Genomic DNA, 22,433 nt, shown 5'->3' on the forward strand with positions numbered 1-22,433 from the left:
CGGTTCAGGGCTGATCGGGGAGACCTCGCATGCTGGGCATTCACGAAATCTGGCTCTTCATCCTGTCGGGCGTGCTGCTCAACATCACGCCGGGGCCGGATACGGTTTATGTGATCGGCCGCAGCATGCAGATGGGATGGCGGGGCGGCGCCGCTGCCGCACTGGGCATCAGTTGCGGCTGCTTTTTCCACGTCGCGGCAGCGGCGATCGGCCTTTCGGCCCTGCTGATGGCCTCATCGACGGCGTTCTCGATCCTGAAGCTGGTCGGCGCGGCCTATCTCGTCGTGACGGGACTTCAGATGCTGTGGTCGCGCCCGGCGCTGGCCTCGGCCATCGACGAGCCAGTGCAGAGCTCGCTGCGGCGGGTCTTCCTCCAGGGCGTCTTCACCAACGCGCTCAATCCCAAGGTCGCACTGTTCTTCCTGGCCTTCCTGCCTCAATTCGTCGCAGCCGATTCAGCCCACAAGCCGCTCGCCTTCCTGACGCTCGGCCTGATCTTCATCTCGACGGGAACGCTGTGGTGCCTGGTGGTGGCGGCGTTCGCGGCCAGGGCCGCCCATCGCTTGCGGAGATCCGAGGGCGCGATCGCCTGGGTCAACCGTGCGCTCGGCGGCCTGTTCGTCTATCTCGGCATCCGCGTCGCCATGCTGGAGACGCGGTAACTTCCTTCAGGCAAATTCCTTCAGCACGGCGCTGCCGGCGAGATAAAGGCCGAGCAGGATCATCGCGATCAGGAACCAGCGGCGAAAGGCTTCCGCCGGCATCCGTGCCCGCACCGATTGGCCGATGAACATGCCGGCAAAGGCCATGGCCATCCCCACGGCGCCCGGCACGGCATTGGCGGGCGTCAGCAATCCGACGGCGGTCAGGTTGAAGGCGAGCGCCAGCGTCGCCGTCGTGAAGAACACGCCGAGCGCCTGGACCAACTCGTCCTTCTCCATGCCGATCGCCTGCATGAACGGCATCGAGGGGATCACCTGCACGCCTGTCGAGGCCGAGATCATGCCGGTGACGACACCGACCACGCCGCCGACCCATTTCTCGTTCTCGGGCGCGACGCGGAACTGGAATTTGTTCAGGCCGATCACGGCGTAGAGAATGAGCAGCGCGCCGAGCACGATCGTGCCGTAGCGTGCATGCGGGCCGGTCAGTGCGCCGGCATTGAGCCAGCACCCGATCACGGTGCCGATCATCAGCGGCCACAGCCGCTTCAGGATGTCGCGCAGATGAGGGCCGACGAAGGTCTGCCAGATGTTGGTGACGATGGCCGGCACGATGACGATGGCGATGGCGCGGCTGGGGGCCATGCTCACCGCGAGCAGGCCCATGGACACGGTCGGCAGGCCGAGCCCGACCACGCCCTTGACGAATCCGGCCAGGAGGAAGACGGCGGCGATGAGGATGAGCAGCGGGTCGATCATATCAGCACATTGACCGAAGCCGCGCGCCGGCACAATCTGGAGGTTACGGAGAGTGCCTTCGTTCCAGACGAAGGCTCAAGCATGATCCGGAAAGGTTTTTCCGACAAGATCATGCTCCAACAACGAGAGAACGGCCTGCGATGCGCTTCGACCTCGTCGACCTCCAGCTCTTCATCGCGGTCGCCGACCAGCGCAGCATCACCCGCGGCGCGGAGCGCTCGCACCTGGCGCTGGCCTCGGCCAGCGCGCGCATCAAGGGGCTCGAGGACGCGCTCGGCGTCGCGCTGCTCAAGCGCGGCCGGCGCGGCGTCGAATTGACCGCAGCCGGCGAGAGCCTGCTCGATCATGCGCGGCTGGTCATTCACCAGATCGACGCCATGCGCGGCGATCTCGCCGGCTTTGCCAGCGGCGTGCGCGCCAGCGTGCATTTCCTCGCCAACACGTCGGGCCTGTCGGAGCACCTGCCGAAGGCGCTCGCCGGCTTCCTGCGCGAGCATCGCGATGTCGCCATCGACATCGAGGAACGCGAGAGCACCGACATCGCGGCGGCGATCACCGCCGGTGCCGCCGATCTCGGCTTCGCCGCCGAGCACGTGTTGCCCGAGCATATCGAGCGCTTCGTCTTCAGCGAGGACCGCCTGACACTGGTGACATCGAAACGCGGCCCGTTCGCCGGCCGCCGCCAGATCGACTTTCAGGAGGCGGGAGCATGTGACTTCGTCGGCCTGACCAGCGCCACCGCACTCCAGATGCACATCTCGAAACATGCGGCGCGGCTCGGCATGCGCCCGCATTTTCGCGCGCGGCTGCGCGATTTCGACGCGATCTGCCAGATGGTCGCCGCCGATGTCGGCGTCGCGCTCGTGCCCGAGGCCGCCGCCCGCCGCTGTGCCAGGACCATGCCGCTCGCGATGGTCCGCCTGCGCGATGCCTTCGCCAACCGGAGGCTCGTGATCTGCGCGCGCAGCTTCAAGGCGCTGCCGCGACCGGCCAAGATGCTGGTGGAGCATCTGAGGGCGGAGGCGGTGTGAGCCGGAGCGCCGCGCTCGCGGCATTGCTGACCCACCGAGTCAAAATCGGTCCTTCCGTGTGGCGTTGGCATTCATGTGCCGCTGCGGCGATCGGCCCGGGAACGGTCGCAGCCTTGCCTCATTGCCCAGTTGGCGACACGAGCCAGGAGCAAACCATGTCCAGGAACACGCACAATGCGAGTCGTTCGACGCGCGTAACCGGCCTCGTGCTGGTCGCTGTGCTGGCAAGCGCTTCCATTGGTCCAGCATCAGGGCAGGGCGGCGGGGGTGGCGCTTCGTCTGGGACCGCTCCCGGAACCAACGCCGCCGGCACGGCTCAATCGGGCGGTGGCGCTGGTCCGCGGGGATCGACGACAGTTGGGCGGCCCGGCAATCCGGCCGGTGGCACCAATATCGGCCGGATCGATGGGACGGTCACGCCCGGTCCCTCGTTGCAGGGCGATGACCAGATCCGCTCGGAGAGCTCGGCGAACTCACAGGCCGATCGGAAGATCAAGAGCATCTGCAAGGGATGCTAAGCACGATCCCGGTTCAGCAACGGCGGGCCTAGGCAAAACGAGGGAACGCGGCGATGCTTGGGCGGCGCCCGGTCCTACTTCGCCGTCTCTATCCCGGCGTCCTTGATCACTTTCGCCCACTTCCTGGTCTCGTCCGCGATGAATGCGCGGAAGTGTTCCGGCTCGTCGCCGACCAGCGTCGCGCCTTGGGCGGCGAGCTTCTCCTTCACCGCGGGATCCGCCATCGCCTTCGTCGCAAGGCCGTGCAGCGCGATGACGACCTCCTTCGGCGTGCCCTTGGGCGCAACCATTCCGTACCAGTTCTCGATGCGCAGATCGGCAAAGCCGGCTTCCGCGGTGGTCGGCACGTCAGGCGCGGTCGGTGCGCGCCCGGCCGAGCCGACCGCAATGGGGCGCAAGGCGCCGGCCTTGACCTGCGGCAGCAGCACCGGCAGGTCGAGAAACGTCATCTGCACCTGCTGGCCCAACAAGTCATTTACTGCGGGCGCGGCGCCGCGATAGGGCACGTGCACGATGTCGATCTTGGCCGTCAGCTTGAACAATTCGCCGGCCAGATGCGGCAGGCTGCCGGGGCCGGAGGAGGCAAAGTTGAGCTTGCCCGGCTGCGCCTTGGCGAGCGCGATCAGTTCGCCGACGTCCTTGGCAGGCACGTTGGTCGCGACCACGAGCATTTCCGGCACGGTCGCAACCAGCGTCACCGGCGTGAGGTCGTTGAGCGCGTCGTAGGCGACCTTTTCCATGCTGGGGCTGATCGCGAGCGCACCGGCAGAGGAGATCGCGATGGTGTAGCCGTCGGGCGCGGCCTTGGAGACGGCATCGGTGCCGAGCACGCCGCCCTGGCCGCCGCGATTGTCGATCACCACCGGCTGTCCCGACAGCTCCGACATGCGCTGTCCGATCACGCGGGCGATGATGTCGTTGGGCCCACCGGCCGGGAACGGCACGATCAGCTTGATCGGCTTGGCCGGAAAATTCTGCGCGGAGGCGAGCGTCGGCAGCAGAAGCAAGGACAATCCCAAGAAAAATCCCAAGAAAAATCTCGAGAACAATTCAACGAGCAGCCTGCGTGAGACGGTCATGCAAGCCCTCCGCTCGCTTTGTTATTGGTTCAAGAGCTTGAGCGCTTCTTCGTGGACCCTGGCGTCACCGGCCGCGATGATGCGGCCGCCGCTCTGGGCCGGCTTGCCTTCCCAGGTGGTGACGATGCCGCCGGCGCCGGTCACGATCGGGATCAGCGCTGCGATGTCGTAGGGCTTCAGTTCGGTTTCGACCACGAGGTCGACATGGCCGGCGGCCAGCATGCAATAGGAGTAGCAGTCGCCGCCATAGCGCGACAGCCGCGCGCCCTGTTCGATGCGGCCGAAGATGGCGCGGTCGCTCTCGTTCATCAGCAGGGGGCTCGTGGTGTAGGTCGTGGCTTCCGACAGCGAGGCGCAGCGGCGGACCTGGAGCCGGCGCTCGCCGGAGGGCCCTTTATAGTTGGCCGAGCCGTTGTCGCCCGAGAAGCGCTCGCCGATGAAGGGCTGGTGCATCATGCCGAACACCGGCGCGCCCTTGTGCAGCAGCGCGATCAGCGTGCCCCAGATCGGAAAGCCGCCGATGAAGGATTTCGTGCCGTCGATGGGGTCGAGCACCCAGACATAGTCGGCGTCGTCCCGCTCATTGCCGAATTCCTCGCCGACGATGCCGTGCTGGGGGAAGTTGGCCTTGATCAGCCGCCGCATGACCGCCTCCGCGGCACGGTCGGCTTCCGTCACGGGGTCGAAATCCTTGGTCTTGCTCTTGTCGTCGATCGACAGCGAGGTGCGGAAGAACGGCAGGATGGTTTCGCCGGAGGCGGTGGCGAGCCGACCGATGAAGGCGGAGAAGTCGATCACCGTCACGGCGAATCCTCGAAAGCGAAAGGCGGATGAAGCTCGCTCCTGCCTAGCTCAATTCGGCAGGATCTTGCAGCGCTGTCTTGCATTGCTCCCTGGTATTTTGAATGCCGCAGGCGGCTGCCTCTTCTCAGTCATCTCCTGGCCAAATATCGATCACAGCGTTGAAAACTTAGTTCCGAACATGCCTCGTTCGTATGCAAACGTCTATCAACCCATTGAATTTCCTTATCAAAGAAACTGAATCTGGGTTTCCATGGAAGCAACTGAGCCATGTGCATATTGCATGGGAAACGGCTCAAAAGCCCTTGCACTTTGTGCGTCGCGGTCGCATATTGTTGCGGTGCGGTAGCGCTTGGCGTTACCGCTGCCCTCCTTGGGCGTTTCCTCCCTAGACTTGGGCCGCTTCTTCATTAGAAGCGGCCCTTTTTTCTTTGGGCCGTTATTTTCGTCGGGCTGCTGTTTTCATTTTGGTGCGCGCAAGCTTGCGAAGCGAAACGCGTTCGCGCCTCGCCCCGGTACCACGCAAGCGTTCGAACCTATTCCGCCGCGGTCTGGAACGGGCCGAGATCGGCGAATGGGATCGTGGTCGCCAGTACGTCGGCAAGGACGCCGAAATCAGCCGCCACGCGCGCAAAGCGCGGACTGCGCTCGCGCCGCCGCTCGTCCATGTAGATCGCGCGATTGAGCTCGAGCTGCACCGCGTGCAGGCCGCTCGCCGGATTGCCGTAATGCTCGGTGATGAAGCCGCCGGCATAGGGCTTGTTGCGGCCGATGGAATAGCCGAGCCCCGTCATGGTCTCCTCGACGCGATCGGGGAGCAGCGGCGTACAGCTCGTACCGTAGCGATCGCCGATCACGACGTCGGGCCGGCGCGGCTCGTCCCTGCTGACGCCGACGGAGGGCATCGAGTGGCAGTCGACCAGCACCACGGTGCCGAACATCTGGTGCACCTTGTTGATCAGCCGGCGCAGCGCGCGGTGATAGGGCTTGTACAGCGTCTCGATCCGCGAGAGCGCCTCGTCGACCATGATGCGGTCACGGTAGATCTCCTGGCCGTCGCCGACCACGCGCGGGATGGTGCCGAGGCCGCCCGCGACCCGCATCGAGCGGGTGTTGGCGAAGCTCGGCAGGCGGCCGGTGAACATGCGCGGGTCGAGCTCATAGGGCTCGCGATTGACGTCGACATAGGAGCGGGGAAAGTTGACCCGCACGGTCGGAAATCCGCGCTCGCTCAAATGGCCGATCAACTCGTCCATGAAGGAATCTTCGGACCGCCGCAGCGTCGGCAGGTCGATCCGCGAGGCCGCCAGGAATTCGTCCGGATAGGTCGAGCCGGAGTGAGGCGAGTTGAAGATGACCGGCGCGCGCCATTGCGCGGGCTCCACGATCTCGAAGGCTGGCGACGTCTCGCCGTCAAACCGGGTCATCTTCTCAGGCTTCGTCCCTTCGCGCCGGAATCTGGCAGGGGCCAGACCGCATTGATTCGGCCGATCGAGCGGCTCTTATGTGTCGTCATTGTCCGGAATCGCAACCATTCTGCCAAGCGAAAAGATGTGATGGTGCGTTGGAACACGTCTTAACCGTGCAGAGAGGGAGGTGGGGAAGCGTCCATGCGGCTCGATTGATTCGCGCAGCATTCCGGTTCACAACCGGCAGCGCAGCCCGCTTGGGGTAAAGATTTTCACCTCAAATTTACCCTCTGTCGGGCTTAGTAACCATTGCTGATATCCTCTGGGGAGTCGACGTTTCCTGCCATGCCAAAGATCCTCCTCGCCGAAGACGACAACGACATGCGCCGTTTCCTGGTCAAGGCGCTGGAAAACGCCGGTTTTCAGGTCTCGTCCCATGACAACGGCATGGCCGCCTATCAGCGGTTGCGGGAAGAGCCGTTCGAGATGCTGCTGACCGACATCGTGATGCCGGAGATGGACGGAATCGAGCTCGCCCGCCGGGCCTCGGAACTCGATCCCGATATCAAGATCATGTTCATCACCGGGTTTGCTGCGGTGGCCCTGAACTCGGATTCGGATGCCCCCAAGAATGCCAAGGTGCTGTCCAAGCCCGTGCATCTGCGCGAATTGGTCAGCGAAGTGAACAAGATGCTGGCGGCCTGAATCGGCCCCCTTCCGTCCTTGCGCCGGCTCCCTTGAGCCGTTATAGGGACCCCACCCGACGTAAGTGGACTTTTAGGGCACGTAGCTCAGCGGGAGAGCACTACCTTGACATGGTAGGGGTCACAGGTTCGATCCCTGTCGTGCCCACCATCCTTCGCTCGCGAAGCGAGAGAAGGATGCCACGCCCAAGCCCAAAGGGTGAAGGCGGGCCGCCGCGAGCTACGGCTCGGCAAGCCACCAATCAATATAAATGCAAAGCGTGTCCGGCCTTGGTTCGAAGAGCGTAGACGGACTGGCACCTCTTGCCCGGTATCCTGGAACGCCCCGAAGCCATCAGGCATTGTTCCGCCATGGCCAAGCTCTCCACAAAACCCTTTAGCCGCGGCGATCATGTCAGTTGGAATTCCGAGGCCGGCCGCGTGCGGGGCCATATCCTGCGCGTCCACACCAGGGACGTCGATTACAAGGGCTATACGCACCACGCCACGCCGGATGATCCGCAATACGAGATCAAGAGCGACAAGACCGATCACGTCGCCCTCCACAAGGGCCGGGCGCTGCGGCGGCTGCGCACGTAACGGCAGGCTCTCGGCGCCAACATCAAGTTGAGTTATCGTCTTCTGATGTGAGGTCACCGGTGAGGAAATGCGAATGATGCGGGCAGCAGGCCTTGCCGTGGCGATACTGGCGCTGATGGCGCCATGCGCCGACGCCGCGGTTATCGACTGGCAGGCCGAGCTGCAGCGCTGCCGTGCCCTGCGCGAGAGCGTCGCGCCGCTGCTTCAAGCCGGCGAGGGGATATCCGCCGTCGGCCGCTCCAGCAGGTCGGTCCGCCGTTGCATCTGGATCCAGCGCATCGCCGTGCGCAAGAAAATCCCCGGCGCTGAGCTTTGGTAGCGCCGGCGCCGGCAAGCCGGACTTGCTGATCCCCGCAAAGTTCATCGGTCAGAGACCGGATTTGTCCCTAGCCGTAGGGACAGACTTTCGCCGCGGCCGGAGCGACATTGCGTCGGCGCGAAATATAATACAGGGGAGGACATCATGATCAGGCACTGCCTTGCCGCATTGTGCGTTTGCACCGCAATGGTTCTCGCCATTCCCGGCGCAAGGGCCGATATCAAGGTGGGAATCGTGGTGTCCGCTTCGGGGCCGGGCTCGGCGCTCGGGCAGCCGCAGATGCGGACGGTTGCGGCGCTCCCGAAGGAAATTGGCGGCGAGAAGATCGTCTACATCGCCCTCGACGACGAATCGGATTCGACCAAGGGCATCCAGAACGCCCGGCGGCTCGTCATTCAGGACGGTGTCGACGTCCTCATCGGCTCCTCGCTGACGCCGGTGACGATGCCGATGCTCGATGTCGCCTGGGAAGCCAAGACGCCGATCATCTCGCTGGCCGCGGCGACAGCCATCGTCCAACCGATGGACGAACGCCGCAAATGGGCCTTCAAGGTCGTTCCCAACGACGATTTGATGGCTCTCGCGATCCTCAAGCATATCGCCAAATCGGGTGCGAAGACGCTCGGCTATATCGGCGTCTCCGACGGCTATGGCGAGGGCTACTACAAGGAAGTGAGCAGGCTTGCTCCCGGCTTCGGCCTGACCCTGACCACGCACGAAGTCTATGCGCGCGCCGATACCAGCGTGACCGGCCAGGCTCTCAAGGTCATGGCGACAAATCCGGACGCCGTCTTCATCGCCTCGGCGGGCACGCCGGCGGTGCTGCCGCAGCAGGCGCTCCGCGAGCGCGGCTATTCCGGCAAGATCTACCAGACCCACGGCGTGGCCACCGAGGAATTCATCAAGCTCGGCGGAGCCAGCGTCGAAGGCGCCGTCTTCACCGGCGAGGCGTTCACGATCGCGGACGATCTGCCGGCGGACGATCCGTTCCGCAAGGTCCGGGACGAATTGCTGTCCGCCTACGAGAAGGCGAACGGGCAGAAGCCGAACATCTTCGCCGCGCATCTGTGGGATTCGATCGCGCTGCTCAAGACGGCGATACCGAATGCAATGAAGACCGCGAAACCCGGCACGGCAGAATTTCGCGCCGCCCTTCGTGACGAGCTCGAGCGCGGCAAGAACGTGTATCTGAACAACGGCCTGTCCACGATGAGCCCGACCGATCACAATGGCTACGACGAGCGCTCGGCGTTCCTGATCAAGGTGGAAGGAGGCCGCTTCAGGCTGATGAAGTAGCTGCGGCTTTTCCTTCGTGTGACACGTCGCGTCCGGCGAGGCAACCGAGCCGCCTACGCGGGCCTGCCTTTCCCAGCGCCCAGCAGTAAGTCCTTCAGCCCGGTCGGAAACAGGCTCGGGCCGCCTTCGACGTCGAGATCGGCGAGGTCGAACCAGCGCGCGACGACGTGCGCGCCGTTGTCCTCGCTGAAGTCGATGCGGTCCTGATCGCGGAACGCGACATCGGGAAACCCGACCTCGGAGATGAACATCACCTCGTGCCCGGTAGCTCCCTCGTGCACGAAGATGTTCTCCAGCATCAAAGCCTCGCCCTTGAGGACGATGTCGATGCCGAGCTCTTCGTTGAATTCGCGCACCAGGGCTGTCCGCCAGCTCTCGCCGAACTCGATCTCGCCGCCGAGCGGCCGCACTCCCTTGATCCGGCCGGCATCGTCGCGCACCTCGGCCGCGAGCAGCCGCCCGTCCCGCCAGTGCAGGCCGATCGCGACGACCCTGATATGGGCGTGAGGACGCCATGTGGTCATGGGGGCACCGTTAGGGCGTGTACTCGTGAATGACGATGTCGGCTCCTCATGGCTGAGCGGGAATGGTCTGGTCGGTTGAGCATTACCGCTGGTGAACCCGAACGGGGCTCCACGCGGTTCTTAACGAGTGCGTGTTCAGCCGCCTAGCTTCCTCAATCGCTGCGGCGGCACGGGTGAACAGCTTTTCACCGGCGTCTGGAGCATCGGCCATACCCTGTAACTAACATGGGTTAAATCCGGTTCTCTCCCCCGGAGAACTAAAGCGACTTACAAACGTTCACCCGCATCACCGGCCAAGGCCTTGCCAGGCGTCGGTGGCTGAGAGACCGATTGCGCTCCCGCCTGACAGGGAGCGGTCCCATGCCCCGCCGCCTTCGGTTTGCTGATCGCGTGATGCATCTTCGCCATCTGGAGCAGGCGGAGCGGCACATCATCCAAGGTGAACGACGGATTGCTGAACAAGAGGACCGGATTGATGGGCTTGCGCGTCGCGGCTACGACGTAACAGCGGCGAGAAACCTGCTGGACAGTTTCTATGCGAGCCAAGAACTCTTCATCCAACACCGGGACGAAATTCTTGAGGCGCTGGAACCGTAAGCCGGGGTGACCCATAGCCAATTCGGCACCGGATTGCATTACCTTGTAGGTCTCCCTTACTATGAGAACATCGTCTCTTCAGTTGCGGTCTTGCCATGACCACCTTGCAACCCAACTTCCGGTCGCCGGACGCCTTGATGATGGAGGCACAAAACGCCTGGCGTCGGTTGTTCGAGTATTCTCCGGTTCCAGTGCTGTTGCTCACGCCGGACCTCAAAATCGTCAACGCGAATGAGAGCTACCTTCACGAGGTAATGCGATCGCGGGAGGCGCTGGCCGGATTGCAAATGTTCGAGGCATTTCCCGACAACCCGTATGCGGCGCTTGCAGATGGCGTCAACAAGCTGGGTGCTTCATTCGAAAAGGCGCTTCATGAAGGGCGTGGGCAGACCATGGCACTGCAACGATATGATATCCAGCCGGAGGGGCGTCCGTGGCAGGTGCGCTATTGGCATCCAAAGAATTGGCCCGTGTTCGATGATAACGGTTCGATCATTGCGCTGGTTCACCATGTGACTGACGCCACTGCGGCCGTGCTGTCGAGCAGAGACGGGTCGCATGCGCCCGTTCTTCTGAAGCCACATCCTCTGAATGATCCTTTGCAACGCGCTGACATGGCTATTTTGCAGGCGCGTATGCTCGTGAGGGAAACGCAGGAGGCGCTCGCACGATCCCGAGCATCGGTTGAAGAGCTGGTTGCTCCCACGAGGCGGAAATATTGATTGTTCCTGGCGGCAAGAGGCCAGCCCAAGGGAGCCGCTGCCTGACACGTTCCTCCGAACTACGCCTTTGCCCGACGACAGCCGCATCGTGGGCTTCTTCGGTCAGCCCCACAACTTCCGGTCGCCGACTAGCTTGCGAGGCTAACAATCGTCCGAGACGGACTTCCGCTTCTGGCCCCAGAAGCCGACATGGCAACCGTGATCACCCGCGTCCACTTTTGATAATAGAGCGGATGCCTCACTGAAAAGCCTGGAAGCGATGAAGCTGTTCGACTGTCACCGTGGCCTTTCGTTCGATCCATTCGATGCGCGGTCCGAATGCTATGGCTTCTCACGTCGAAGACGATAAAGTGCGTCTATTGCTGGTTCTGCCGCTCCTCCCCCGGGTATCCGCCGCCTCCGCTGGCAGTGGAGATCGGCAAGGTGCCGTTCGACCGGACAGTGATTTGGAGATGCTCCATGAAACTCGCGCATGATGGCGTGCAGCTGTCCTTTGACATCGCGGGGGCGGGGCCACTTCAATTCCTGTTCGTCCATGGCCTGGGCGGGGATCGCACGCATTTTGCGCCGCAGATGGAGTATTTCGCCCGTCAAGGTCGGGCGTTGAATGCCGAGCTGCGGGGGCATGGTGAGAGCGACAAGCCGCAACAGGCGTATTCGATCGAAGGCTTCGCTGACGATCTCGTCTGGCTGTGCAACCAACAGCAGATCACAAAGCCTGTCATCGTGGGTCAAAGCATGGGTGGCAACATGGCGCTCGAAATCGCCGCCCGCTATCCGGACTTTCCCGCGGGCCTGGTGCTGCTCGATTCAGGGGTGCTCTTCCCGGCCTCGGCAGGGGCGGTGTTCGCCGAGTATCTGGAGGGCTTGAAGGGCGCGAATTTTGCGGACGAGGCACGGAAAATCGTGGCGGACTCCTGTCTGCCGACCGACAGATGCCGCGCCCATGTTGAACGGACCTTTCTGGCGACGCCCCAGCACGTGCTGGTGTCCACGTTTACAAGTCTGTTCCCCTGGGATGTGAATCGGGCGCGCGAGTGCGCCCAGGCGTGCCGGGCCCCGGTGCTCTACATCGAAGCGGCCCATCGGCTCGCGGATCTGGATCGCCTTGCGTTGCTGTGCCCGCAACTGGTCACGGCCAAGGCCGTCGGCTCCGGACATTTCCTGTCGCTGGAAGTGCCGGAGCAGATCAACCCGATGATCGACCGGTTTATCGCGCTCTACGTGCGAAGCCACGGGTAAGCTTCATCGCTGCCGGGGCCGTGCGGCGATCGATCACCTCACTCACCCCCGTTGCGCCGACCTCGGCGGCGCCGTGATCACGCTACCGAATATTTTTTCACCGCCGCCTCGTCCCACGCGATCCCGTTGCCGGGCTCCTCGCTCGGCAGCGCAAAGCCGTCCTTGATCTTCAGTCGCGTCGAAAGCACCGCGTCGGCCCAGTCGACATATTCCAGCCAATGCGCGGTCGGGGTCACGCAGAGCAGATGCGCGCTCACCTCCGAGAACAGGTGCGTCGACATCTCGATGCCGGCGGCGTGGGCCAGCGAGGCGGCGCGGAGCCAGCCGGTGACGCCGCCGATGCGCTGCACGTCAGGCATCACGTAGTCGCAGGCCTCCGCTGTCAGCGCTGATTGCATCGAGAACGCGCTGTCAAAGTTCTCGCCGATCTGGACCGGCGTGTGCAGCGCGTCGGCGATGCGGGCGCAGCCGGCATAGTCGTCGTGGCGGATCGGCTCCTCGATCCAGGTGAGGCCCTCGTCGTCGAGCATCTCGCCGCGGCGGATGGCCTCGGTGACCGTCAGCGCCTGATTGTAGTCGCACATCAGCGTGACCTGATCGCCGACCGCCTTGCGCACCGCGCGCACCACGGCGAGGTCCTCCCGCGCATCGGGCCGGCCGACGCGAATTTTGGCCGCCCCGAAACCCTCGGCCAGCAGCTTGTGGGCCTCCTCCACCGCGGCGCCCGCCGGCATGATGCCGAGCCCCTTCGAATTGTAGGCGCGCACCGGCTTCGGCGCGCCGCCGAGCAGACACGCCAACGGCAGGCCCTTGCTGCGCGCCAGCGCATCCCATGCCGCCATGTCGATGCCGGATTGCGCCAGCCGTTGCAGGCCGGCAAGGCCCAGCAGCGTGAAGCGCTGGGCCAGCTTGCGCTCGATCTCGAATGGCAGCAGCTCGTCGCCGGCGAGGAGATCTGACATTTCCGTGACCATCGCCGTCAGCGGCTTCAAGGCGGACGGCGTGATCGAGAACAGATAGGCGTGCCCGCGCACGCCCTGGTCGGTCTCGCAGTCGATCAGCACCAGCGGCGCCTTGGCGACCGAGCCGGTCGAGGTCTGGAGCGGCAGGTTCATCGGCACGATCACGGGCCGCGCCTGGAAGCGCTTGATGCGGATGGTCTCGGTCATGGGTCTCTCCCGGCGGGCGGTTGCAGGTCGGCGCCGATCTTAAGCATCCGTGATCAAACGAAAAGCGGTCTCGTCCGACCACCATAAAATGGGGTTGCGCGGGCTCGCGATTATTGGCTCTGTGCCGCCGGCATTCTTTGCCGCGGATTCCAGGGGGATTTGCGACAAAATCGCACACAACGGAGCCACAGCGTGAAACAAGAGATCTCCGAAGAACAGCGCAAGAGCGGCGTCCTCACGGGCGCCGTGATCGCCTTTCTCCTGCTTGCTTTGCCGCTCGCGGTGTGGCTGGACCTGACCGAGCTGAGCAAGACGGCGCTGCGCCGGCAGGCCGCCGACCTCAACTCGGTGATATCGAGCGTGCGCGGCTATTACGCCTCCAATGTGGTCGGGCGCGTGCTCGCCAACCCCAACGGCACCACGAAGGTCGTGCACAATTACGAGTCCATCCCCGGTGCGATCCCGATCCCGGCGACGCTGTCGCTGGAGCTCGGCCGGGTGATCGGGGCGCAGCAGGAGAACATCACCTACCGCTTCGTCTCCGATTTCCCGTTCCAGAATCGCGCGCCCCACCAGCTCGACAAGTTCGAGAAGGACGCGCTCGATGCGCTTCGCCGGGATCCCGAGCAGAAGATCGTGGAGACCGAGACCTCGCTGTTCAACGACAAGGTGCGCCTGGTTGCGCCGGTCATGATGGGACCGGCTTGCGTGAGCTGCCACAACAGCCATCCCGAGAGTCCGAAGAAGGACTGGAAGGTCGGCGACGTCCGCGGCATCCAGGAAGTCATCATCGCGCAGCCGATTGCCGCCAACATCTTCTCGTTCAAGTACCTGCTCGCCTATTTCGTGATCGCCGCGGGCAGCGGCCTCGCCTTCCTGTCGCTGCAGCGTCGCCAGGCCGGCCGCATCAAGACCATGAACAAGGAACTCGAATCCGCCAACGACTTCCTGGCATCGCTGTCGATGAAGATCTCGCGCTACATCCCGCCCCAGGTCTACAAATCCATTTTCAGCGGCCAGAAAGACGTCACGATCCACACCGAGCGCAAGAAGCTCACCATCTTCTTCTCCGACATCCAGAACTTCACCGCGACCGCCGAGCGGCTCCAGCCGGAGCAGCTGACGCAGCTCCTCAACGAATATTTCACCGAGATGTCTGCGATCGCCCACGAATATGGCGGCACCATCGACAAGTTCATCGGCGATGCCATGCTGATCTTCTTCGGCGATCCCGAGACCCGGGGCGATCGGGCCGATGCGCAGGCCTGCCTCCAGATGGCCTGGCGGATGCAGCAGCGCCTCGCCGAACTCAACGCGAAATGGCGCGCCTCCGGCATCGAGCAGCCGTTCCGCTCGCGCATGGGCATCAATTCCGGTTATTGCAATGTCGGCAATTTCGGCAGCGCCGACCGCATGGACTACACCATCATCGGTGCGGAGGCGAACCTCGCCGCGCGCCTGCAATCGATCGCCGAGCCCGGCGGCATCGTGCTGAGCTACGAGACTTTTGCGCTCGTCAGCGACATCGTCCGCGCCCATGCGCTGCCGGCGATCACGATGAAGGGCATCAGCCGCGAGGTCATTCCCTATTCGGTCGATGCGCTGGTCGACGGGGCGGCGGAGCGAAGCGGCATCATCACCGAGCGCGCGCCGGGGCTCGAGCTCTATCTCGACCCTGCCGTGGTGAAGTCAGGCGATGCCGCGCGCGTGCGCTCGCTGCTGGAAAACGCGCTGGCCTCGCTGAAGCCGGCGTGAGGGCCTTCTTACCCTCCTCCAGGGGAGGGTAAGAATCAGCTCACCGCGCCGCCCCTTCGGTGAACGCCGTCTCGATCACCTCCCCGAAAGGCTGCCAGGACCGGCCGTCAAACTGCACCAGCCGCATCTGCCTGATCGGCAGATAGCTGTGGGGCGAGGTATTCATCCTGATGTCGGGCAGCGCAACGGAGGGATGATGATTTTTCAGCGAGGCTGCCTGGCGCATGATGTTCTCGCGCGAGACATCGTCGCCGCATTGCTTCAACACTTGCGTCAGCGCCTCGGCCGCAGCGTAGCCGTAGACGGCCGCGCTGCTGTTGGTGCTTTCGACCTGATGATACTTGTCCATGAAGGCGAACCAGTCCTTCATGGCGGGATCGTCCTTCCATGCCGGATCGCTCGGATCCTTCAGGAACGCGGCCGAGATCACGCCGGCGGAGTTCTCCAGGCCCGCCGGCGCCATCGCATTGGCGATCGAGGCCGAGGCGTCGTTCACGATGAAGACCGGATGCCAGTTCATCGACGCCGCCAGCTTGATCACCTTGGCTGCCGTCGAGGGCACGCCGAGAAAGACGAAGATGTCGGCGCCTGAGCGCTTGAGGATCGAGACGTGCCCGTCGAGATGCTGATCGGCGATGTCGAAGGCGATGTCGACGAGGACAAGGCGGTTGAGGTCGCCAAGTCCTTCCTGGATGCCCTTGTAGAGCATGCGGCCGAACTGGTCGTTCTGCCAGAGCACCACGATCTTCTTCCGGGGATAATAGGCCTGGATGTAGTTGGCGTAGATGCGCCCCTCCGACCGGAACGAGGGTTGCCAGCCCATGGTCCAGGGAAACGCGCCTGGCTGGCTCAGCTCCTCGTCGCCGGAGGCAACGAACAGCTGCGGGATCTTCTTCTCGTTCAGATACCAGCGCGTGGCGAGATTGCCGGGCGTGCCGAACGAGCCGAACATCAAATCCACGTTGTCGGTTTCGACCAGATTGCGCGTCAGCTCCAGCGCCGTCGCCGGATCGGAATTGTCGTCGCGCGTGATGAAGCGGATCTTGCGGCCGTTGATGCCGCCGCGCGCGTTGATCATGTCGAAATAGGCGGCCTCGGCCTGGCCGATGGCGCCGAACTCCGAGAGCGGCCCCGAATACGGCATGACATTGCCGATGCGGATTTCCTTGTCGCTCGCGGGTTGCTCCGCGCGTTGCAGCGACATCGCTCCGAGCGAGGTCAATGCGGCGATCAAAACGAACAGCACTCTGCCGGTGACGCGCATGCTCGACACCTTGTCGTTGGCCCCCAACGAGGTCGGCTCAATTCGCACCCAAGCGAGTTGATCTAGATCACGCGTTTGGCAATCCTGTGGCTTGGCGGCCAGCCTTGACGCTGCGCCAGCCCGCAGGAAATGGCAGGCGTGCTGACACGCCCTCCTACGGCAGTCCACGCGCCTCGAGCTGACGCACCAGCAGCAGCGTCGGCTCGGCGAGGCTGTCGCCGGAGCCGTCGAGGCCGAAGGCGTTCGCGATGCCGTTCCGGCTGCGCAGCAGCGCGCTGCGCGGACAATGGCCGGCGCCGCAGAGCGTCTTCTTCAGGGTCTCGCCTTGCGCGATGATGCCCGCGGAATCGTCCGCGGCCCAGGCCAGCACGATCGGGACGTCGACGTTGAGGATGCCGGGAAAGACCGAGCGCGCGTTGTACTGGCTGGCGTCGGTGCCGAGATAGGCCTTCTCGCTGTCGCTGGCGTCCTTACCTGCGCGGTAGATGCCGGACACCAGCACCACGGCGGCGACATCGGCGCGGTCGGTCTGAAACTCGGGATGCGCCAGCAGGGTGGCGACGTGGAAGGCGCCGGCGCCGTAGCCGACCGCGACGATCTCGCGGGCGTCGCCGTTGAACAGGTCGATATTACCATGGATCCAGGACAGCGCCGCCGCCACGTCGGTGGCCCCCGTCGGCCAGGTCGCCGCGGGCGCCAGGCGATAGTTGACGCGCACGCCGATCATGTCGTTGCGCGCGGCAAAGCACATCGCCTGGTCCTGGATCTGCCGGGCCAGCTCCGGCGCCGCGTGGTCGCCGGTAAAGCTGTCGCCGGTCACGAACAGCAGCACCGGCCGCGGCGTATCCGCCTTGACTGCGCTGGTCGCGACGTCGAGCACATTGGCCTCGCTCTCGCCATAGCGCAGGCCGCGCGAGAAGCTGACCTGCTCGCACAGCCTCGCGGTACCGCCGGCGGTCGTATCGTTGTCGGTGAGGCCGGCTTGCACGAGGTCGGACGGCGGCAGGAGCCGGGCCGGCAAAGGACCGTGCGCGGAGGCCGCCGTCATGGTCAAAAGAAGGAAAAATGCCAGATAATTCTTCATGGTGGTGCCGGCCTTGCGGGCCTCATATTGGCCCGCTGGTCTGGCCTGTCTTTTCAATTCGCCTCATTAGATAGCTGGCCTTGAGGCGAATTCACGGCACCTGCTTGGCAGCCGTTCAATGCCCGGCGGGAGCGTGCCGCCCGATGGCCGCCGTTCCTTGCTCTGGCGCCGCTGGTCTCAGGCCGCCTTTTTCCGCTTGGCCGTCTTCTTCACTGTCCTCTTGGTCTTCTTCGCGGTCCTCTTGGCCTTCTTCGCCGCCTTCTGGGCGGCGAGATAGGCTTCGACCTTCCTGGAGGAATGGCCGGCGGTCGCAACCACGAGCCTCAGCTTGGCCGGGGTAATCCTGAACCGCTTCGACCAATAGCGGACCTCGTAGGGCTCGCTCAGCGCGATCCGGCTCTTGTCGGAGGCGCGGTGCTTCTGCAGCTTGATGTAGTCCTCGACCTTCCTGGCGGAGCGGCCGACCTTCTTCACGGCGTATTTCAGCTTGGCCGGGGTCACCTTGAACTTCTTCGACCAATAAGCGACCTCGTACGTCTCGGTGAGCGCAATCAGCGCGCGATCGGCTCCGCCTCGCTTTGCCTTGTTGTCGGCCATGCTTCCCTCCTGCCGTGGACGGCGTGCGGCCAATCTAGCATGCAACCGGATTCGGAGCGCAAGCGGCAAGCCGCGCGGCGACTGCGCGTGGCGGCGATTTTGCGCCGACCCATCAGGCGCTTGCGGGCCGCGACCGAGCCGCGCGCCGAAAGCGGCTTTCTACTGTGCATGGGGTTGTTTTCGCGATTCTTTATCCCTCGCATTTCCGTGATGGAACCTTCTGGCCGCTGACGCGACTTATTCATGATACGGGGAAAAACGTGCGAGGCCGTCATGGCAGAGAAGCATACCGCCGATCCCGCCGAGATCATGCGGGCGACCGGTCACCCTGAACTGGAATATGCCGCCGGTTGGACCATCGCGGGTCTGGTCACCATCGGCGCCATCGTGGCCGTCTGGGTGTTCGCCATCTAGGCCGCTGGAAACTGGAGCTCGAACGCCGCGCCCTCGTCGGTCGGCGTGAGCCTGATCGAGCCGCCATGGCTCGCCATCACCGCGCGTGCAATCGCCAGCCCCATCCCCGTACCGCCCTGGTCGCGACGGGTGGTGAAGAAGGCGTCGAAGATCCGGTCGCGGTTGGGCGCCGAGATCGGCTCGCCGTCATTGGTCACCGTCAGCTGCAGGGTCGTGCGTTGGTCCACCGCCTCCAGCCTGATCGTCCTTGCCTTGTGCCGCATCGCGTTGTCGGCCAGATGCGACAGCACGATCAGCGCCTTCTCGCCGGACATGCCGACCGCCCGGTCGAGGCTGCCACTGGCCAGGATCTCGCTTTCCGGAAACCGGCTCCTGAGGTCGACGATGACGGGGGCGAGCTCCGTGCGCTCGTTCTGCGGCAGGCTCTCGGCGCGGGCGAGCTCGCGCAGCCGCTGCGCCATTGCCTCCAGCCGCTGGGTATCCGACAGGATGTTGGTGATGAAGGTGGTCTGCTCGGCCGGCGTCAGGCTGCCCGATTTACCCTGAAGTGAATCCTGCAGCAGCTCGGCCGCGCCCTTGATCGAGGTCAGCGGCGATTTCAGCTCGTGGGTGAGGTGCGCCGAGAACGTCGCGATATAGTCGGAGCGGCGCGCCAGCTGCTCGGCCATGCCGAGGAAGCTGTGCGAGAGCTGGGCGAATTCGCGCGTGCCGTAATGCCGCAGCGGCCGGAATGCCTCGCGGTCGCCGCGGCCGATTCTGGCGGCGCGGTCGATCAGCTCGCGCATCGGCAGCGTGATGGTGCGGGAGAACACGAGGCCGATCGCGATCGTACCCAGGATCACGGCGAGGCCGGCCAGCACGAACTTGCCGCGTTCCTGGTAGAGATGGTCAAAAATGTTGCTAGGCGTGCGCGTGGTGTAGATCACCCCGGCGACGCGGTTGTTGACGATGACCGGCATCGCCGAGAACACGTGCACGCCGAGGCCGCGGCTGAAGGAGTAGATCGGCGGCGGCGGCTTGTCCGGCACGCGATTGCGCAAGGTCGCGCGGTATTGCCCGTGGAGGGCGTCCGCGACCTCCTCGATATGGGCCAGCGACTGCCCGACCTCCTGGCGCCCTGCGATCACCACGCCCTGCGGATCGAGGATGCGGAAGCCCGCCAGCGTCACCTTCTGGGTCTCGCGGATGATCGGCGTCAGCCTGGCGCCGATCTCGACATAGGCCTGCTCCGCCGGCCGGACTGCTGCCTGCGCATCCGGCCGCCGCCGCAGCAGGTCGTTGGCGGTGAGATCAAGCGCCGGACGGATCGGGGTGACCTGGTCGCCGGGATCGGGCAAGACACCCGGCGGTACCTCGGCGCCGAGCGTGAGGCCGCCGTCGAGCCTTGCCGTGACCTCCTGGGCGTAGATCGTCGCGAGCACCCGGCTCTGCGCGATCAGCTCGGCCTGGGTCTGGCGGATGAGCTGGTTGTCATAGAGGCGGAAGAAGAACAGCCCCACCAGCGGCAGCACGCCGACGGTGGTCAGCACCGTGAAGATGACGAGGCCCAGCGACGGCCGCCATTTGTCTGGCGCCGCGCTCATGCCGCTGTCTCGCAGCGGCCGAGCTTGAAGCCGACGCCGTGGATGGTCTCGATGACGTTGTCGCAAGCCAGCGCAGCCAGCTTGGCGCGGATGTTACGGATGTGGCTGTCGATGGTGCGGTCGGAGACCTGGATGTTGAGCTGATAGGCCGCCCGCATCAGCTGCTCGCGATTGAACACCGAGGTCGGTCGGGTCAGGAACGCGCGCAAGATGCCGAACTCGATCGCGGTCAGTTTCAGCGGCGTGCCGGCGAAGGACGCCAGGTGCTGCTCTGGATCGATCAGGAGGCTGCCTTGCGTCAGCGTGGCCGGGCCGGCCTTGATCTCGCCGTTGCGTGGACCAAGCCTGCGCAGGATGACGTTGACCCGCGCGACCAGCTCGCGCGGGCTGAACGGTTTTGTCACGTAATCGTCGCCGCCGATCTCGAGGCCCAGGATGCGGTCGATCTCCTCGTCGCGCGCCGACAGGAACAGGATCGGCACGTCCGAGCCCTTGCGGATCTCGCGGCAGACGTCGAGGCCGTCGAACTCGGGCATGCCGATGTCGAGCACGATCAGGTCGGGCTTGTCGGCGGCAAAGCGGGCGAGCGCCTCCTTGCCGTCGCGCGCCTCGATCACGTCCATGCCGGCCTTCCTGAGGGCGACGCGGATGACCTCGCGGATATGGCCTTCGTCGTCGACGATGAGAATGCGATGCGCCAAGAAACTCTCCGTGACCTCGTCAGCCCGCCGGCCTGAGCTTTCGCCTGGTTGTCCAGCCTGCGCTGGAGCCGCCAGTTGCGAAAGCTCCAGCTTCGCCACGCCAGGTCCTGACGCTGCTGTTCTACAAGGCGGTCGCGGCGGGGCACAAGGCAGCCCTCCCTGGCGGCGGGCCGCAGTGCAAGCGCCTTGTCGATGGCGGGCACCGCCTGTGGCCCGAGCGTCAGGAGATAGTCGATGTCGATCTGCACGCCTTTCCCCGATACTTCCCGGCTGTGGGCGACATTGTAGTCGGCGATAAGGGCGTCGAAGTTCACGAGCGAGCAGCCATAGAGCGCGATCGTCAACGCGATCAAATTGGCGCCGATCAGCCATTGGTTGGACCTGTCGAGCACGATGCGCGCGACGATCAGGATCAGGCCGAGCGCCACCAGCCCCATCCAGATGAAGGCCGCGATGCGCCAATAGGTCAGCATGTAGATGTCGACATAGAGATCGAGCCGGCGGATGGACGAGGCAACCAGAAGCACGTTCTGTCCCACCCAGAGATAGACCAGCGGCCGGATCACCCTCGATTTTTCGGCCGGGCCGCCCGGACGCATCGCCACCAGCACGAAAGCGGCGGCGATCAGCGCGGTCGCGATCAGCGGATAGGCGCCGCGATGGGCATAGGCGGCGTAGGTCAAATTGTCGGGCAGCGCCGCATGGCCCCAGAGATAAATCCCGTCGAGGATCGATTGCGCGGCGAACAGCAGGTTGAACAAGATCAGCGAGCGCAGGATGGTGGACGGGCCCAGGAGCTCGGCCGGGACGACCGGCGCCCGAGGCTCCGGTTCGGCGGCATCGGTTGCGGCGGCAACAGCGGCCTTCTTGCTTTGCCACCGCACATGGATGAAGGGCCAGACCAGCGCCAGCATCGAGGTCCAGAACAGCACGCGCCAGACACTGACATATTCCAGGACGAGCTTCGGATTGAGCAGGGACACCCATTGCTCGATCACCGGATTGGCCGCCGCGAACAGCGCGACGAACACCGTGCTCAGGATCATCGGCAGCAGCCAGAGCGCGATGCCACGGGTAAAGGCCGACCAGTTCAAGACCTGAAGCGCTTCGGGGAAGAACCGCAAGAAGCCGGACAGAACGAAGCTACGAAGTGCGCGTGCGCGATTCGCCAGCCCGGTCGTCTCCGGATTGGTCGCGAGCAGCAAGGCGATGAGCAGCGCCGCGATGAGGATCAGGAACGAGAGCATGTTGAGCTGTTCCACGACCGGTGCGAGGCCGAGCGCGACGAACGCGCCTCCGGTCGCGGCGCGCCGAAGATTGAGCGTTGCGTGGTTGGCCAGCAGCGAGGCGCAGGCGATTGCGGTCGCAAAGACCGCGAGCGAGAGCCCGATTCGTTGCCCGTAGAACAGCCAGTCGGCGAGGGCGGCGAGCAGCAGCGCCATTGCGAGCTTGGCCGACAGCGCGGAAGGCCTGATCGGCTGAATGTTTGTCGTCGAGGTCGAAGCCAGGCTCGTCATGTCCAGAAGATTCTCCGTGAAGGGTGGCATCACGAATTCTGAACGGCGCTTGTGCAGAAGGCGGGATCGTCGCCTGCACGGTTTCAGGAGTTTCTTGCAGTTTTCGT

23 protein-coding genes and 1 tRNA gene are annotated in these 22,433 nt (G+C 64.3%); 12 read left to right on the forward strand and 12 right to left on the reverse strand.

Going from position 1 to position 22,433, the window contains the following annotated elements; genetic code table 11:
• The first annotated feature begins 29 nt into the window (after nucleotides 1–29).
• A complete protein-coding gene (locus HAP40_RS06400) occupies nucleotides 30–662 on the forward strand; it encodes a LysE family translocator (protein WP_166818595.1) in 633 nt (210 codons plus the stop codon).
• A gap of 6 nt (nucleotides 663–668) precedes the next feature.
• Here HAP40_RS06400 and HAP40_RS06405 read toward each other — a convergent pair whose 3' ends face one another.
• Entirely contained in the window at nucleotides 669–1,421 is a 753-nt protein-coding gene (locus tag HAP40_RS06405; RefSeq protein ID WP_166818594.1) for a sulfite exporter TauE/SafE family protein, read from the reverse strand.
• Nucleotides 1,422–1,561: 140 nt separating this feature from the next.
• On the opposite strand from HAP40_RS06405, the gene HAP40_RS06410 reads away from it, so the two are divergent.
• The gene (locus HAP40_RS06410) at nucleotides 1,562–2,452 is read left to right on the forward strand and encodes a LysR substrate-binding domain-containing protein (RefSeq protein WP_166818593.1); all 891 of its coding nucleotides are present in this window, start codon (nucleotides 1,562–1,564) and stop codon (nucleotides 2,450–2,452) included.
• A gap of 592 nt (nucleotides 2,453–3,044) precedes the next feature.
• Here HAP40_RS06410 and HAP40_RS06415 read toward each other — a convergent pair.
• From HAP40_RS06415 to HAP40_RS06425, 3 genes are all read right to left on the reverse strand, one after another.
• A complete protein-coding gene (locus tag HAP40_RS06415; RefSeq protein WP_246741161.1) occupies nucleotides 3,045–4,049 on the reverse strand; it encodes a Bug family tripartite tricarboxylate transporter substrate binding protein in 1,005 nt (334 codons plus the stop codon).
• A 21-nt stretch (nucleotides 4,050–4,070) separates the two neighbouring features.
• The gene (hisN, locus tag HAP40_RS06420) at nucleotides 4,071–4,853 is read right to left on the reverse strand and encodes a histidinol-phosphatase (RefSeq protein WP_166818591.1); all 783 of its coding nucleotides are present in this window, start codon (nucleotides 4,851–4,853) and stop codon (nucleotides 4,071–4,073) included.
• Nucleotides 4,854–5,386: 533 nt separating this feature from the next.
• Nucleotides 5,387–6,277 (reverse strand): N-formylglutamate amidohydrolase, encoded by an 891-nt coding sequence (locus HAP40_RS06425; protein ID WP_166818590.1) that lies wholly within the window; start codon nucleotides 6,275–6,277, stop codon nucleotides 5,387–5,389.
• 327 nt (nucleotides 6,278–6,604) lie between these two features.
• On the opposite strand from HAP40_RS06425, the gene cpdR reads away from it, so the two are divergent.
• The 5 genes from cpdR to HAP40_RS06450 all read left to right on the forward strand — a co-directional run bounded on the left by cpdR (nucleotide 6,605) and on the right by HAP40_RS06450 (nucleotide 9,157).
• Nucleotides 6,605–6,964 (forward strand): cell cycle two-component system response regulator CpdR, encoded by a 360-nt coding sequence (cpdR, locus tag HAP40_RS06430; RefSeq protein WP_007597092.1) that lies wholly within the window; start codon nucleotides 6,605–6,607, stop codon nucleotides 6,962–6,964.
• A gap of 75 nt (nucleotides 6,965–7,039) precedes the next feature.
• Nucleotides 7,040–7,114, forward strand: a tRNA-Val gene (locus tag HAP40_RS06435).
• Nucleotides 7,115–7,314: 200 nt separating this feature from the next.
• Complete coding sequence (locus HAP40_RS06440; protein ID WP_166818589.1) at nucleotides 7,315–7,542, forward strand: DUF2945 domain-containing protein; 228 nt, start codon at nucleotides 7,315–7,317, stop codon at nucleotides 7,540–7,542.
• 73 nt (nucleotides 7,543–7,615) lie between these two features.
• A complete protein-coding gene (locus tag HAP40_RS06445) occupies nucleotides 7,616–7,861 on the forward strand; it encodes a hypothetical protein (RefSeq protein ID WP_166818588.1) in 246 nt (81 codons plus the stop codon).
• A gap of 186 nt (nucleotides 7,862–8,047) precedes the next feature.
• Nucleotides 8,048–9,157 carry an ABC transporter substrate-binding protein gene (locus HAP40_RS06450; RefSeq protein WP_166819599.1) on the forward strand — a complete coding sequence of 370 codons (1,110 nt, stop codon included), beginning with the start codon at nucleotides 8,048–8,050 and terminating at the stop codon, nucleotides 9,155–9,157.
• Between the two features lie 53 nt (nucleotides 9,158–9,210).
• Here HAP40_RS06450 and HAP40_RS06455 read toward each other — a convergent pair whose 3' ends face one another.
• On the reverse strand, nucleotides 9,211–9,681 hold the full coding sequence (locus HAP40_RS06455) for an NUDIX hydrolase (RefSeq protein ID WP_166818587.1): 471 nt from the start codon (nucleotides 9,679–9,681) through the stop codon (nucleotides 9,211–9,213).
• 360 nt (nucleotides 9,682–10,041) lie between these two features.
• On the opposite strand from HAP40_RS06455, the gene HAP40_RS06460 reads away from it, so the two are divergent.
• The 3 genes from HAP40_RS06460 to HAP40_RS06470 all read left to right on the forward strand — a co-directional run bounded on the left by HAP40_RS06460 (nucleotide 10,042) and on the right by HAP40_RS06470 (nucleotide 12,242).
• On the forward strand, nucleotides 10,042–10,278 hold the full coding sequence (locus HAP40_RS06460) for a hypothetical protein (RefSeq protein WP_246741160.1): 237 nt from the start codon (nucleotides 10,042–10,044) through the stop codon (nucleotides 10,276–10,278).
• A 95-nt stretch (nucleotides 10,279–10,373) separates the two neighbouring features.
• Nucleotides 10,374–11,000, forward strand: a complete 627-nt coding sequence (locus HAP40_RS06465; RefSeq protein WP_166818586.1) for a PAS domain-containing protein — start codon at nucleotides 10,374–10,376, stop codon at nucleotides 10,998–11,000.
• A gap of 459 nt (nucleotides 11,001–11,459) precedes the next feature.
• A complete protein-coding gene (locus tag HAP40_RS06470) occupies nucleotides 11,460–12,242 on the forward strand; it encodes an alpha/beta fold hydrolase (RefSeq protein WP_166818585.1) in 783 nt (260 codons plus the stop codon).
• Between the two features lie 77 nt (nucleotides 12,243–12,319).
• Here the strand turns inward: HAP40_RS06470 and HAP40_RS06475 are convergent, their stop codons facing one another.
• Nucleotides 12,320–13,411 carry an enolase C-terminal domain-like protein gene (locus tag HAP40_RS06475; protein WP_166818584.1) on the reverse strand — a complete coding sequence of 364 codons (1,092 nt, stop codon included), beginning with the start codon at nucleotides 13,409–13,411 and terminating at the stop codon, nucleotides 12,320–12,322.
• A gap of 192 nt (nucleotides 13,412–13,603) precedes the next feature.
• Here HAP40_RS06475 and HAP40_RS06480 point away from each other — a divergent pair, with 192 nt between their 5' ends.
• Nucleotides 13,604–15,166: an adenylate/guanylate cyclase domain-containing protein gene (locus HAP40_RS06480; RefSeq protein ID WP_166818583.1), complete on the forward strand. Its 1,563-nt coding sequence runs from the start codon at nucleotides 13,604–13,606 to the stop codon at nucleotides 15,164–15,166.
• A 40-nt stretch (nucleotides 15,167–15,206) separates the two neighbouring features.
• Here HAP40_RS06480 and HAP40_RS06485 read toward each other — a convergent pair whose 3' ends face one another.
• The 3 genes from HAP40_RS06485 to HAP40_RS06495 form a co-directional block, all read right to left on the reverse strand.
• A complete protein-coding gene (locus HAP40_RS06485) occupies nucleotides 15,207–16,430 on the reverse strand; it encodes an ABC transporter substrate-binding protein (protein WP_166818582.1) in 1,224 nt (407 codons plus the stop codon).
• A gap of 154 nt (nucleotides 16,431–16,584) precedes the next feature.
• Entirely contained in the window at nucleotides 16,585–17,514 is a 930-nt protein-coding gene (locus tag HAP40_RS06490; RefSeq protein ID WP_166819597.1) for an alpha/beta hydrolase, read from the reverse strand.
• Between the two features lie 177 nt (nucleotides 17,515–17,691).
• Complete coding sequence (locus tag HAP40_RS06495; protein WP_166818581.1) at nucleotides 17,692–18,111, reverse strand: DUF3606 domain-containing protein; 420 nt, start codon at nucleotides 18,109–18,111, stop codon at nucleotides 17,692–17,694.
• A gap of 273 nt (nucleotides 18,112–18,384) precedes the next feature.
• On the opposite strand from HAP40_RS06495, the gene HAP40_RS06500 reads away from it, so the two are divergent.
• On the forward strand, nucleotides 18,385–18,525 hold the full coding sequence (locus HAP40_RS06500; RefSeq protein ID WP_166818580.1) for a hypothetical protein: 141 nt from the start codon (nucleotides 18,385–18,387) through the stop codon (nucleotides 18,523–18,525).
• On the opposite strand, the gene HAP40_RS06505 is transcribed toward HAP40_RS06500, so the two are convergent.
• From HAP40_RS06505 to HAP40_RS06515, 3 genes are read right to left on the reverse strand one after another with little or no spacing between them, the layout of a single operon-like run.
• Nucleotides 18,522–20,108 (reverse strand): ATP-binding protein, encoded by a 1,587-nt coding sequence (locus tag HAP40_RS06505; RefSeq protein WP_166818579.1) that lies wholly within the window; start codon nucleotides 20,106–20,108, stop codon nucleotides 18,522–18,524. The genes HAP40_RS06500 and HAP40_RS06505 overlap by 4 nt on opposite strands.
• Nucleotides 20,105–20,809 (reverse strand): response regulator, encoded by a 705-nt coding sequence (locus HAP40_RS06510; protein ID WP_166818578.1) that lies wholly within the window; start codon nucleotides 20,807–20,809, stop codon nucleotides 20,105–20,107. Before HAP40_RS06510 ends, HAP40_RS06505 begins: the two co-directional genes overlap by 4 nt.
• Entirely contained in the window at nucleotides 20,722–22,326 is a 1,605-nt protein-coding gene (locus HAP40_RS06515; protein WP_166818577.1) for a DUF4173 domain-containing protein, read from the reverse strand. Before HAP40_RS06515 ends, HAP40_RS06510 begins: the two co-directional genes overlap by 88 nt.
• Between the last annotated feature and the right edge of the window lie 107 nt (nucleotides 22,327–22,433).

The organism is Bradyrhizobium sp. 1(2017), from assembly GCF_011602485.2.
Classification (GTDB): Bacteria; Pseudomonadota; Alphaproteobacteria; order Rhizobiales; family Xanthobacteraceae; genus Bradyrhizobium.